Source organism: Nocardia sp. NPDC051756 (genome assembly GCF_040681495.1).
Taxonomy (GTDB): Bacteria; Actinomycetota; Actinomycetes; order Mycobacteriales; family Mycobacteriaceae; genus Nocardia.
The window spans coordinates 237,932-250,603 of sequence record NZ_JBFAYV010000011.1; the positions used below are offsets into that span (position 1 = coordinate 237,932).

At 65.1% G+C, this 12,672-nt stretch carries 12 protein-coding genes; 3 read left to right on the forward strand and 9 right to left on the reverse strand.

Annotated elements, in window-relative coordinates; genetic code table 11:
• Window positions 1-37: 37 nt before the first annotated feature.
• The gene (locus AB0M22_RS38585) at window positions 38-1,009 is read right to left on the reverse strand and encodes an NAD(P)/FAD-dependent oxidoreductase (RefSeq protein ID WP_364737465.1); all 972 of its coding nucleotides are present in this window, start codon (window positions 1,007-1,009) and stop codon (window positions 38-40) included.
• Between the two features lie 176 nt (window positions 1,010-1,185).
• Here AB0M22_RS38585 and AB0M22_RS38590 point away from each other — a divergent pair, with 176 nt between their 5' ends.
• Window positions 1,186-1,656, forward strand: a complete 471-nt coding sequence (locus AB0M22_RS38590; protein WP_364737467.1) for an EF-hand domain-containing protein — start codon at window positions 1,186-1,188, stop codon at window positions 1,654-1,656.
• Between the two features lie 4 nt (window positions 1,657-1,660).
• Here AB0M22_RS38590 and AB0M22_RS38595 read toward each other — a convergent pair whose 3' ends face one another.
• The 4 genes from AB0M22_RS38595 to AB0M22_RS38610 form a co-directional block, all read right to left on the reverse strand.
• Window positions 1,661-3,013, reverse strand: coding sequence for a cytochrome P450 (locus tag AB0M22_RS38595; protein WP_364737469.1), 1,353 nt, complete (start codon window positions 3,011-3,013; stop codon window positions 1,661-1,663).
• Window positions 3,014-3,046: 33 nt separating this feature from the next.
• Entirely contained in the window at window positions 3,047-3,577 is a 531-nt protein-coding gene (locus tag AB0M22_RS38600) for an SRPBCC family protein (RefSeq protein ID WP_364737471.1), read from the reverse strand.
• Between the two features lie 119 nt (window positions 3,578-3,696).
• Complete coding sequence (locus AB0M22_RS38605; RefSeq protein WP_364737473.1) at window positions 3,697-4,176, reverse strand: SRPBCC family protein; 480 nt, start codon at window positions 4,174-4,176, stop codon at window positions 3,697-3,699.
• Window positions 4,177-4,275: 99 nt separating this feature from the next.
• A complete protein-coding gene (locus AB0M22_RS38610) occupies window positions 4,276-6,018 on the reverse strand; it encodes an ABC transporter substrate-binding protein (protein WP_364737475.1) in 1,743 nt (580 codons plus the stop codon).
• A 69-nt stretch (window positions 6,019-6,087) separates the two neighbouring features.
• Between AB0M22_RS38610 and AB0M22_RS38615 the strand changes: the two genes are divergently transcribed.
• Together AB0M22_RS38615 and AB0M22_RS38620 are read left to right on the forward strand one after the other, a co-directional pair.
• Complete coding sequence (locus AB0M22_RS38615; RefSeq protein ID WP_364737477.1) at window positions 6,088-7,800, forward strand: ABC transporter substrate-binding protein; 1,713 nt, start codon at window positions 6,088-6,090, stop codon at window positions 7,798-7,800.
• On the forward strand, window positions 7,797-9,056 hold the full coding sequence (locus tag AB0M22_RS38620) for a DUF885 domain-containing protein (RefSeq protein ID WP_364737479.1): 1,260 nt from the start codon (window positions 7,797-7,799) through the stop codon (window positions 9,054-9,056). Before AB0M22_RS38615 ends, AB0M22_RS38620 begins: the two co-directional genes overlap by 4 nt.
• Here the strand turns inward: AB0M22_RS38620 and AB0M22_RS38625 are convergent.
• The 4 genes from AB0M22_RS38625 to AB0M22_RS38640 all read right to left on the reverse strand — a co-directional run.
• Window positions 9,043-9,681, reverse strand: coding sequence for a hypothetical protein (locus AB0M22_RS38625; protein WP_364737481.1), 639 nt, complete (start codon window positions 9,679-9,681; stop codon window positions 9,043-9,045). The genes AB0M22_RS38620 and AB0M22_RS38625 overlap by 14 nt on opposite strands.
• Window positions 9,681-10,541 carry a 50S ribosomal protein L11 methyltransferase gene (locus AB0M22_RS38630; protein ID WP_364737483.1) on the reverse strand — a complete coding sequence of 287 codons (861 nt, stop codon included), beginning with the start codon at window positions 10,539-10,541 and terminating at the stop codon, window positions 9,681-9,683. The genes AB0M22_RS38625 and AB0M22_RS38630 overlap by 1 nt, the downstream gene beginning before the upstream one ends.
• A gap of 143 nt (window positions 10,542-10,684) precedes the next feature.
• Window positions 10,685-11,887 (reverse strand): DUF6004 family protein, encoded by a 1,203-nt coding sequence (locus AB0M22_RS38635; RefSeq protein WP_364737485.1) that lies wholly within the window; start codon window positions 11,885-11,887, stop codon window positions 10,685-10,687.
• 206 nt (window positions 11,888-12,093) lie between these two features.
• Window positions 12,094-12,672: AAA family ATPase (locus tag AB0M22_RS38640; RefSeq protein WP_364737487.1), on the reverse strand; the 579-nt coding region annotated here is incomplete at its 5' end.

Below are 12,672 nucleotides of genomic sequence, written 5' to 3' on the forward strand. Positions count from 1 at the left end.
CGGCGCCGGTGGCCGAGGCCACCGACGCCCGGGTCGTCTACTTCGAGCCGGCCGTTGCGCGCCGGGCGGCGACGGCGCCGCGCACCTCGTCCGAGATCAGGTCGTCGATCATCGCGACCGCGACCTCGGCCCCCATCGCCGCGGCGCCGATCAGCTGTTTGGCCGGATCCGCGACGTTTCCCGCGGCCCAGACGCCCGGCACGGCGGTGCGGCCGGTGGCGTCGGTGGCGATGTAGTCACCGATTCCGCTCGGGTGCGCGGTCGGGGTCAAGCCGAGCGGGGCGAGCAGGCCACCGCGCGCGGAGAACCGCGGACCGCAGACGAGCGCCTCCAGCTCGACGAGCTCGCCGGAACCCAGCTGAACGCCGGTCAAGCGATCGTCGGTGATCTGCAGGGCGACCACCTCGCCGGGGATGATCTCGATGTCGCGCGCGGTCAGCTCCTCGACCTCGGTGTCGCTCAGCGCCGGCCCGGTGTGCGACAGGAAACGCAGCCGCGGGGACCACTGCCGGAACAGCGTGGCCTGGTGCATGGACATCGCGGTGGTGGACAGCACGCCGATGACCTGATCGCGCACCTCCCAGCCGTGACAGAAGGGGCAGTGCAGCACATCCCGGCCCCAGCGCTCGGCGAGCCCGGGAAGCTCGGGCAGGTCATCGGTGAGACCGGTCGTGACCAGCAGGCGGCGGCCGCGAATGGTGCCGGAATCGGCCACCTCCACGCTGACGCCGTCCTCCGCGGCCGTCACCCCCGTCGCCACGCCGGTGACGAACTCGACGCCGTACGGCGCTACCTCGGCGCGACCCGCCGCGAGCAACTCCCCCGGCGGCATGCCGTCCCGGCTCAAGAACCCGTGCATGTGCGCGGCGGTGGCATTGCGCGGCTGGCCGCTGTCCACGACGACTACCGAATAACGCGCCCGGGCGAGCATCAACGCGGCGCTCAAGCCCGCCGCGCCACCGCCGACGATCACTACATCGCAGTGATATCCGGATTCTCGGATGGTCACTCCAGCCTCCTGTAGTAAGATAGGTATACAAGATGATAGCATTCGCCACTGATCGAGTATCAGCAGCACTCCACCATCCGGTTCGAATATACGGCGGTAACGCGATGCCCAGTGCACTTAGAACAAACAAACTCCGCAGATTTTTCGGCGCATTAGATGCCGACCAGGACGGCGTCATGGACGAGGTCGATGTCACGGCGCTGGCCCAGATGTGGTGCGACACATACGAACTCCCGCCGGGATCGGCAGCGTGGAGCAGAATTCATCGACAGGCCCACCGAATGTTCCGGGATATTCCCGGATCGGTGGACGCGGACGGCGCAAAAAGGGTGACCGTCGACGAATGGGTGATATGGGGCGATCATCCGGAATTTCCGGAATTCGTCGAGAATGGCGCCATACCGTTCAGCATGGCGGTGTTCGACGCCGCCGACAAAGACCAGGACGGGCGAATTACCGCGCCGGAAATGATGGCGGCACAGATCAAAGGCGGAATGTCCGAGCAGGAGACGAACAAGGCCTTCGCCCTGTTGGATGCCGACGGCGATGGATACGTCACCGCGGACGAATACGTGCTGGCCTCCAGAGAATTCTGGCTGAGCGACGATCCGGCCGCGCGAGGAAATCACATCGCCGGCGAACTTTAACCCATCAGGCCGTCGGGGCGCGCCTGCGATGCACGGTCATCGGAAGCGCGTCCACCGGCATGGTGACCGCCGGTTTCGGCCGGGGCTGATGTCCCGGCACGGACACCAGCCGCCAGCGCGCGGCGATCGTCGCGAGCACGATGATCAATTCGGCCCAGGAGAACGTCTCACCGATACAGCCGTGGACGCCGGCGCCGAACGGCATGAACGAATTGCGCTGTGTCGCGGTCAGGCGATCGGGTAGCCAGCGGTCGGGATCGAATCGCTCCGGGTCGGCGAAGATCTCGGGATTGTGCATGAGCGCGTAGAAGCTGTAGAGAACCGCCTCATCACCCGGTATGTGGTAGCCGCCGAGTTCGGTGTCCTGGGTCGTCTGCCTGGTTTGGAAGAAACCCTGGGTGCGCACGCGCAGCGTTTCGGTGAGCACCCGGCGGGTGTATTCCAACCGGGCGACGTCGTCGAAATCGGCTGCCCGGCCATCCAGCACGCGGTCGACTTCCTCGTGCAACTGCCGCTCGACATCCGGATGGGTGGCGATCTCGTGGAAGACCCACGCCAGCGTATTGCTGATCGTGTTGCTGCCGGCGATGAAGAAGGTCAGCACCTCGTCGTGGATCTGCTGATCGCTCATGCTCGGTTCGCCGTCGTCGTCGCGGGCGAACAGCATCATCGACAGGAGATCGCCGCGGTCGACGCCGTCGGCCCGATACTGCCGGATCGTCTCGTGAATGGTCCGCCGCAGATAAGCCTCCGCCTCCCGGTACCGGCGATTCGCCTGGGTCGGCAGCTTGGTCAGCAGGCCGGTGGCGTCGGTCATCCGCCGGAACAGCCCGCCGAGCACGGTTCCGGTGGCGTCCATGAACTTGCGCTGGTCCAGCGAGGTACCGGGCGCGAAGATCACCTGGGTCACATTGGCCAGGGCGAGTTCGTCCATCACCCGCTCGACCCGGAGGGTCTCGCCGTCGGACCAGGCGTCGGCCGTCTTCGCGGTCAGTCCGCTGATCAGCGAGCAGTAATGGACGATCCGGTTGCGGTGGAACGCGGGCTGGAGCAGCCGACGCTGGCGCCGATGGAAAGCGCCGTCGGAGATCCCGAGGCCGTTGCCGAACATGACGCGGAATCGTTCGGTGATCGGGCCACCGCGGGCGAATATCTCCGGTGCGCGCATGATCTGCCGCATCAGGTCGGCGTCGTTGACCACGTACATCGGCCGGCGGCCGAGGCGGATCACGGTCACCGGATCGCCGGACTGCAAGGAGAGCAGCAGGTCACCCGGACTTCGCTTCATCTCGAGCCCGTGGCCGAGGAGCGGCTTGCCGCCGGGCGTGAGCGCCGGCTGTCGGGAAATAGTGGTCATCGGTTCGCCGCCTTCTGGATCGGGCCGCGCGGGCTAGGCATCGCCGTGCGCGGTGTGGGCGGCGGACGGCACGGTGGCGAGCACCTCGCCGGTTTCGAGCAGCGCCTTGAGGTTGTTCATCAGTCCGGGCCAGCCGCCGCTGCCCTCGAGCTGGCCGCTGATCGCCTGATACATGACGCTGCCCGGCTCGAAACCGTCGTGGGTCACGACCAGATGCACCTTGCCGTCGCTCTCCGGTTCGAGATCGAAGGTGACGTGGGTGCGCGGTTCCTGGACGTACTTCGCGAGTTCCTCGGCGGTCCAGCCGAAGAGCATGGCGTGCGCGGGTTGCAGCAGGTGCCAGCTGTAGGACAGCAGCCGGGGCGGATCCGCGGCCAGCACGACCTGACCCAGATCCTGGAATTCCTCCTCCGGCATGTTCTGCCATTTCACCGGTGACCCCACTCGCCAATCGGATTGCATGGCCACGCCGAACCAATATCGGCGAGTGAAGTCCGGCTCGGTGAGTGCCGCCCACAGCTGTTCGGGTGTCGTCGCGATGTGTGTCGTGTAGGTGAATTTCATGATGTTCATCCTTTTTCACTTCGATACTGCTGTACAACGAATCGGTTGTCGGCGGCAACCGCATCGCGACGTCACCCGCTACCGTTCAACTCACCTACGAGTTTTTGCGATCCGAGCGGTTACACGTTCGGCGGGTGCTCGTCTTGCGTGAGCCCGAGTGTGACGTCGTGTTCGAGGGCTGCTTTCAAACCGCTGATGAAGTACGCGAATCCGGCCGTGGAATCCCGGACGGCGTCGACCTGGGCTTGGAGGTCGCCGCTGTATCCATTCTCGGTGATATGCAGATATGTGGTGTCGTTTTCGTACGGAGTCAACGAGAATTCGACCGTGGTCGGGTGGTCGGGATTGTAATTATCCCAGGTGAATTGGATCCTGCTGTCGACGTCGACCTTTTCCACCCGAGCCGTGCGGGACGCGCCGTACATTTCCCATTCCCAGGTGAGTTCGGCGCCCTCCTCCATCCGGCCGCTGCTCTTCGTGTACCAGAATCTGGTCGTTATCGCGGGGTCGACCAAGGCCTCGAAGACGTCGTGCGGTGGACGACGGATCAGCATGCGGACGTCCACGGACGGTGGCTGGATCGGCTGCGGCGCAACCATAGTGTCTCCTGTTCACTGATGAGATTCGGTAAATCTTTCGATAGTAGTTCGGAGTCACAATAACTGCGGATGGGTGTCGTTGTGGGTCATTCGAGCATGTCAACGACCCTTTCCATCGAGCCACAGGTTGGTCAGATCGCCGTTGAGCACCGGATATGGCAGCCAGTTCCGCACGGTCGTGGCATGGAACCAGTACTGGTGCGCGAAGAGCACCGGCACCACCGCGGCGTCCAGCAGCACCTCGGCCTCCATCCGGCGGAAGAGTTCGCCCGCCCGGGTCTCGTCGGCCGAAGTGAGTGCGGCGCTGAGCAACTCGTTGACCTTCTCGTTGCGATAGCGGCCGAAGTTCGAGCCCCAGTCACCGTCCTCGACCACGCCCCGGCTGTCGAACAGGGGTTGCAGATAGGTTCTGGCGTTGTTGCCGTACCAGTCCGGTTCCCAGCCGGTGAGCGCGATGTCCCAGCTCTTGCGCGTGCCCGAGGCGGAGAAGTAGTCCGAGAACAGCTCGTTGATCGAGACCCCGACCAGCTCGACGCGGATACCGGCGCGGGCCATCGCGACCTTGACCGCCTCGGCCGTCTCGGGGTGAATGTCGCGGTCGCGGAACACCAATCGCAGGGTGAGCCCGTCCGGATAACCGGCGTCGGCGAGCAACTGCCTGGCCAGTTCCGGATCGCCGTGGCCGCCCTCGGTCGCGTACGGGCGAAATTCGCGGTGCGCGGTGCACAGCGGGGGCAGGATCTGGTCGGCGATGTCGTTCAGCCGCGGGCCACCCCAGACCTGCGACACCGCGGCCTTGTCCACCGCGTACTGCAACGCGATTCGGACCTGTCGGCTGGCCAGAACTGGCTGCTCGAAGTTGACCAGGATATAGGGACTGAACAATCCGGCCGGATATACCTCCAGCCGCGGATCATGGGTGCCGAGCAGCGGCGGGAGTTCCTCGGTGAGCGGTTGAATGTCCCACAGCATGTCGGCCGCGCCGGTGGCGACCAGATCGTGGGCCGCGCGCTCGGACATCCCCTCGCGCACGACAATGGTGTCCACATGGGCGGCCCGCAGGCGATCGGACTTCGGTTCCCATGCGGGGTTGCGCTCCAGCACGATCCGTTCTCCCGGAACGTAATTCGTCACCTGGTACGGACCGTTCGAGGCCAGCACGCGGTTGAACTCGGGACTGCCGGGGACCACCTCGAGGTATTCGATCGGCGCCGGCGTGGCAAACGGCAGGGCGAGCATGTTCAGGAAGTCGGAGGCGGGATGCCGTGTGGTGAACCAGATCTCGCGGTCCCCCAGCGCGCGGACACCTCGAATCTCGGTGTGCTCGAGGCGATCCGCCAGGGCGTCGGCGGGCGTGCCCGCCATCGCGTTGCGGAACTCGAGCATGCCGTCGATCGTGCTCAGATAATAGGCCAGGCCGGGACTGCCGGCGAGCGGATGGGCCAGGCGCTTGATCCCGCGGACGACATCGGCGGCGACCAGCGGGCGGATGCCCGACGACGTGTTCCAGCGCAGGTCCTCGGCGAGGGTGAACCGGTACTGCGTGCCGTCCGCGCTGATCCCGCCGTTCGCCACCGTCGGCACGTCGATCGCCAAGTCGGGGACGATCTTTCCGGCCTCCGCGCGGCTGTGGCTCGCGACGGAGCCGACCAGCTGCCGGGTGTAGCCACGAATGATGCCGCGGGTCGCCGTGTGGTACGCCAGCGCGGGATCGAGATAGTCGACGTCGCCGGCTCCGACCAGGGTGAGCGTGCCGCCGCGCCGGGGCGCTCGATCCTCGGCAGAGCTAGCGCGAATCGTCGACTCCCACACCGCGACACCGCCTTTCCGTATCCGCCCCAAAGTATACTTCTATTACATATAGTGATCTAGTGGATCTTTCGGGACGGTCCGAATCAGGAGGTCAGAGCAATGAGCGGTGATCAGCCTCGCTACGGCGGCACCTTGCGTCTGTACGGACCAGGAAGCATGGACCATGTGGACCCGGCGAGCTCCTACTACATGCTGTCCGGGCAGATCATCAGGCTGTTCACCCGCCAGTTGTTCACCTATCGTCCGGTCGCGCATCTGCGCGACTGGAGCCAGGTGACGCCGGTGCCCGATGTCGCCATGGAAATCCCCACGGTCGACAACGGCGGTCTCAGTCCCGACCACCTGACCTATACCGTGCGCCTGCGCCGCGGGGTCTACTGGGACACCGAGCCGCCACGGGAGGTGAACGCGGCAGACTTCGTGCGCGGGTTCAAACGCATGTGCAACCCCGTGCTCCGGGCCGGCGCGATCCACTACTACACCAGCACGATCAAGGGCGTCGCCGAATACTGTGACGACTACGCCGCCGCCGTGCCCGACCGGAACCCGGAGCCCGCGGAGCTGGCGCGGTTCCAGAACACCCGCGATATCCCGGGGATCACCGCGATCGACGAGCGGACGCTGGTGTTCGAGTTGATCCGGCCGGCCCTGGATTTCATCCACATCATCTCGATGATGTTCGCGTCTCCGGCTCCGGCGGAGTACGACGATTTCGTCCCCGACAGCCCCGAATTCCGGCGGAACGTCCGGTCGCTGGGACCGTACCGCCTGACCCACTACAACCACGGCGCGGAACTGCGGATGGCCCGAAACCCGGTGTGGCAGCAGGGCACCGACCCGGTGCGGCACCAGTATCTGGACGGTGTCGAGGTCATCATGGAGAAGGCGACGCCGGAACAGGTCGGGCAGCGGATCAGGGGCGGACAGGCGGACCTGTCCTGGGCGTCCCCGGTCACCGAGGCCTACGAAGAGAATCCCACCGATCCGGGGAACAACCTCGGCTACGCGTTGAATCCCTATCTCGTGTTCAACACGGTCAGTCCGAACGCCGACGGCGCCATGGGCAAACCCGAAGTGCGCCAGGCGATCTCCTACGCGGTCAACAAGGCGGCGATGGTCGACATCTTCGACAAGCTGAGCGTCGGCACGGTGATGTGGCCCGCCCGCTCGGCCATTCCGCCGGGGAATTACGGCTACGAGGACTTCGACCTCTATGCGACCCCGGGCGATCGAGGCGCTCCGGAGAAGGCGCGGGCGCTGCTCGCCGCCGCGGGCTATCCGGACGGGCTGACGCTGACCATCGTGCATCGCGATGTGGACGCGAACCCCGAGGTCGCCGACGCACTGACCACCGACCTGGCCAAAATCGGCATCACGCTGCGTTCAGTCGCGCTGGGACACACCGATTTCTACCCGTTCCTCCGCGATCCGGCGAACGCGCGGGCCGGCGCCTGGGACATCTCCAGCCCGGCCTGGACGCCGGACTGGTTCGGCAACAACGGACGCGCCTTCCTGCAACCGATGTTGCAGACCAACGAGGTTCGCGGCACCGGCAACTACGGGTGCTACAGCAACCCCGACGTCGACCGCATGATCGACGAGGCGCTCTCCGCGACCGATCCGGCGCACGCGCACGCGGCGTGGCACGCGGTGGATCTCCAGGTGATGCAGGACGCGGCCATCGTGCCGATCCTGGTGCACGCACCGACCATCCCGCATATCAAGGGCGCCCGGGTGCGCAACGCGATCGCGATGCCCACCATCGATCGCTGGTTCGACCTGTCCAACCTCTGGCTCGACACCGCCGAATGAGCATGCCCGGCAACGACTTTCCGGTGGACGAGCCGGTGGTCCGGGAGTACCTGCTGCTGGGGTTGCGCCTGGGCAAGCTGATCGACGGTTTCGTGGACTGCTGGTTCGGCGATCCGCGGCTCTCGGCGCAAGTGGATGCGGAGCCGCCGGCCGATCCGGACGAGCTGGTCCGGCAGGCGGCCCGGCTGCGCGCCGAACTCCCCGACTCGGGTCTGCCCGACTCGCGACAGCGGTATCTGTCGGCGCAACTCACCGCGCTGGAATGTGCGGGAAACCGACTGTCCGGCAAGGACATTCCCTTCCTGGACGAGATCCGGCAGTACTTCGACGTGGACATCGCCCTCGGCGATCCGGGGCACTATGCGGACGCGCACGAGGCGATCGCGGAGTTGTTACCGGGTAGCGGCGGGCTGAACGAGCGGCTCGACGCGTACTACGAGCGCAATCGCATTCCACCGGCCCGCTTACAACAAGCCGTGCAAGCCGTTTCGGACGAACTGCGCGTGCTCACCCGGCAGCTGTTCGGCCTGCCGGCCGGCGAGCGCGTCGAATACGAAGTGGTGCACGGCAAGCCGTGGAATGCGTTCAACCGGTATCTGGGCGGCTTCCGCTCGAAGGTCGCGCTCAACGACGAGGCGGGGCGCGCAATCGCGGCCCTGCCGATACTCGTGACCCACGAGTCCTATCCCGGCCATCACACCGATCATTGCCTCAAGGAGGCCGGGCTCGTGCGCGAGCACGGACACACCGAGCAGCTCATCTCGCTGGTGAACACGCCGCAATGCCTGATCTCCGAGGGCACGGCCGAACTGGCGCACGTGGCCGTCCTGGGCCGGGGATGGGGCGAATGGACGGCGAATATTCTTGCCGCAGAAAGGATATCCGGCGACGGCGAGCTGGTCGAGCGGGTGCGGACATTGGTTCAGCGGCTGCTTCCTGCCCGCCAGGACGCGGCGATCATGTTGCACGATCGGGGCGCCGACGTCGATGACGTCACCGACTATCTCGAACGGTGGCTGCTGCTTCCGCGCGACCGGGCCGAGCACATGGTGAGCTTCCTGACCGACCCGCTGTGGCGGGCGTACACGGTGACCTACATCGAGGGAGCCCGGCTGGTCGGCGCGTGGATGGACGCCGGGCCGGCGAATCAGCCGGTCGCCGAACGGTATCGGAGTCTACTGCGGAAACCGTTGCTGCCCAGTGACCTTCAGCGCGATCTGGACGCGACGGGGGTGGCGCCGGCTAGCCCGCACTGATCCCGGGCACCGCGATCGCCCGCAGCTGCAAAGTGGTGTGGTCGCAATACCAGATCCGGCTACCGTCCCAGGTAAGTCCGGTCGGGTTGCCGGCGACATTGTAGGAAGCGACCTCGCGGCGGGTCTCCAGGCTGACCAGATTGATCATCGCGCCCTTGTAGTCGGCGTAAGCGAGGTAGTTGTCGGATACGGTGACGCCGGCTGGTGGAGAGTGCACCGAAATGGTTTCGATCAGGCGAAGTCCGTCGGTCGTGCGCAGATCGATCACCTTCCGATCCGCGTAGCCGAGCCACACCCCGTGCTGGGTCGCCTCGAGTCCGGACAACCCTTCGCCCGGACGGGGATTCGGCAGCTCGGTGACCGTCTCGCCGGAGGCCGGATCGATCACGCGCAATACGCGGTCGTCACCGACGACCTGGATCAACTGGCCACCCATCGTGGTCAGATCCGATCGGACCGCGGCACAGGGGATTCGGTGTTCGACGGCGCCGGTCGCCGGGTCGATCGCGATGATCTGGTTGAGTACGCCTTCGGAGAACCAGAGCAAATCACCCGACCAGGTCAGCCCGCACAGCTTCAGCGCGCGCACCGGGATGTCACGGACGGTTCCGACGGAAATCGGCATTACCCCTCCCCTCCTCGAGCGATCGTGCAGTCCAGCCGCCAGTCGGTGACCACCCGGGACCGGGCGGAGCCGGACGGCCGGTGCACCGTCGCCTGGACCGCGTCGCCGGCGGTCACCGGGGTGTGCCGCAGCGGCCAGATCCACACCGCCCAGTTACACCCTTGGTAGGAGGGAAAATTCGACAGCGAGACGCCATCGATGAGGTCGGCGGTGAAGAACCCCATGACGGCGTGCAGGTTTCCGGGCTCGGTGATCGACAGGCGCACTCGGTCCGCGATCGGCACGGCCGCGCTGAGCAGCCGCGGCGCGCGCTGGAAGAAGTGCAACTGTGCGCGTGGCTCGGCGAACTCCTGCACGGCGTCGAGCCGGAAGCCGTGGAAATCCTGCCCCCACATCCCCCAGCCTTCGTCGTCGAATTCGATCGCGGCGAGCGTCGTGGTCAGCTCGCGCGGGATGATCCGGCCGTTGGGCCGCAGGTTCTTTCGAGCGACGCTGTCCAGCACCCGCATCATGTTCTCTTCCGGGCCGAGATTGCCCATCATCTCCGAGACGATGACGTCGGCCTTGCGCGGCAACCGGACCGCGCGGGCGTCCCCCTGGATCAGGGTGAGCTGGTCCTTCAGGTCGTTGGTCGCGATGATGCGCTCGGCGACCGCCGCCATGTCCGGGTCCGCCTCGATCGCGTACACGTGCTCGGCGCCGTGTTTCAGCGCCAGCAGCGACAGCGCCAAAGTTCCGGCGCCGACGTCGATCACGATCGAGCCGGGCTCGACGGCCTGCGCGAGCGCCTGGTCGTAGGCGTTCATCCGCGGCCGGTCGGAAAGCATCACCTGGTGCATGAGCAGGATCAACGGATCCACAATGCCTCCCGCCGGTCGTGGGTGCTGGTCCCTCCCGTAAAACGCGGTGAGGGACCAGCTGGGCCGAACTATCGCTATTGATAACTCTAGGAAACTCACCCGAGCGGCCGGCGTCAAGCGACGACCGCTCGGGAGAGCCCCACCTACACGTTGACGGCCGCGTGCTCGCCGACAAACGAATCACGCATGACCAGGTTGATGCCCGTCAGCCTGGCCTTGACCTCGTCCGCCGTGGTGACCAGCGCGGTATCCGTGCCGTTCATCTGGAGCTCGGTCCCGGTGGCCTCCATGCTCCCCAGCTTGCCGAACACGTGCACCGGGTTCGTCGCGTACAGCGTCACGTCGGGCGTGACCAGCTCGAACTCGGTGTCGATGTGCAGTTCGCTCGGGTAGCGGATGCGGCTCAGGCTGTCTTCGTTGCCTTCGCCGAGCGTGCCACCGGACGGACGCGGGAAGCTCACTCGTAGCATCACGCGGCCGCCGAGGGCGGCGCAGTGGCCGGAGATCGCGATCCGCGAAATCTGGGCCAGCACACCGGAACCCTCGTCGTGCTTCTCCGGGCCGAACAGCAGGATCTCCGTGCCTGCCGCGTTCTTGTAGTCGCCGGCCAGGTCGACCGTGACCTCCTTGCCGCCCACCTCCAGCTTGGCCTGGCCCTCCAACGAGACCTGCATGATCATCGAAGGATCGACCAGCATGGAGATGCACGGCCCGGCGCTGGGCATGAAGAACATGCTCGGCGTGATGCCCACCGGCTCGTTGTCGTCGTTGGCGGGGTACCAGGCCTCGGGCAGGGTGGTTCCGCGAACTACGTTGGGCCCCACGATGACATCGAACGGACCGTCACCACGCGGCTTGCCGAGGTACGGGCCGGTCAGGGGCTTCTTGAACGGCGGGATATGGTCGACGACACCGTAGATGTCGATCACGTTGCGATGCGCCAGGCGCAGCGAGCTGGACTCCAGGATGCCGAACCGGCGAATATTGAACTCCGCGGGGAAGTTCTTTCCTGGCGTGATCTGGCGTACGTGACCGGTGTTCGGCAGGAACGGGTTGGACAGCACCTGGATGCGGTCGTCCAACTCGTAGCTGAATCCCTTGATGCCGACCTCGGGTGCCGAGATCAACTCGGTCTGGAACTCGGCGTAGCCCTTTTCGTCCACGTGGTGCTCGAACCCGGGCATGGGCCACTTGTTCAGTTGGACGAAGCCGGAGAGGTTGATGGTCTCCTTTCGTGCCGCGTAGTAATCCTCGCCGAAGGCCACGGTCGCGGCAGCAAGGATGTGCGGGCGGATCGGCTTCGGTTCTAGGTTCAGTGATTCATACGTCTCTTTGATGGCGCTCAATCCAGACACCTCCAGCGTCTGCGGTACTAGTGGGAACGATATCGTTAACTATATGTTTTTGAACCAATCTAGGTCAATGATACGAGCACTACCAAAAGGCGAAGAATCAAGATTTAATTTCCGGGCACCACTGAATTCATATCGACATATCGCACGCCTATACCGCGCAACACGTTTCATGCTGCGCGGTAGGTTTCCGGCGAAAATCAGGTCAGTGCGACTTCGTTATTTTCCTTGTCCTCGCCCGTTTTGGTGAGTTTCGTTTTGCCGGTGAAGGTGAACTTGGCGTCTTCGCCGGTGCCTTCGCCGTCCCAGCCTTCGACATCGACGAACACGGTCTGCCCGGGCCCGATCTCACCGAAGAGGATCTTCTCCGAGAGCTGGTCCTCGATCTCACGCTGGATCGTGCGCCGCAACGGACGCGCACCCAGCACCGGATCGAACCCACGCTTGGCCAGCAACGCCTTGCCCTGCTCGGAGAGCTCCATCGACATGTCCTTGTTCTTCAACTGGACACCGACCCGGCCTATCATCAAATCGACCATCTGCACGATCTGATCGGTCGTGAGCTGATGGAACACGATCACATCATCGATACGGTTGAGGAACTCCGGCCGGAAATGCTTCTTCAGCTCATCGTTGACCTTGAGCTTCATCCGCTCGTAGTTCGACCCCTGAATATTCGACTGCGTGAAGCCCAGCCCGACCGCCTTGGAGATATCGGAGGTACCCAGGTTCGAGGTGAAGATCAACACCGTGTTCTTGAAATCGACCGTCCGGCCCTG

Excerpts from the sequence above, each read along its gene's own strand:
- AB0M22_RS38625 (WP_364737481.1), bottom strand. The coding sequence starts at position 9,681 with ATGCCGATTTCCGTCGGAACCGTCCGTGACATCCCGGTGCGCGCGCTG.
- AB0M22_RS38595 (WP_364737469.1), bottom strand. The coding sequence starts at position 3,013 with ATGACCACTATTTCCCGACAGCCGGCGCTCACGCCCGGCGGCAAGCCG.
- AB0M22_RS38620 (WP_364737479.1), top strand. The coding sequence starts at position 7,797 with ATGAGCATGCCCGGCAACGACTTTCCGGTGGACGAGCCGGTGGTCCGG.
- AB0M22_RS38615 (WP_364737477.1), top strand. The coding sequence starts at position 6,088 with ATGAGCGGTGATCAGCCTCGCTACGGCGGCACCTTGCGTCTGTACGGA.
- AB0M22_RS38600 (WP_364737471.1), bottom strand. The coding sequence starts at position 3,577 with ATGAAATTCACCTACACGACACACATCGCGACGACACCCGAACAGCTG.
- AB0M22_RS38605 (WP_364737473.1), bottom strand. The coding sequence starts at position 4,176 with ATGGTTGCGCCGCAGCCGATCCAGCCACCGTCCGTGGACGTCCGCATG.
- AB0M22_RS38590 (WP_364737467.1), top strand. The coding sequence starts at position 1,186 with ATGGACGAGGTCGATGTCACGGCGCTGGCCCAGATGTGGTGCGACACA.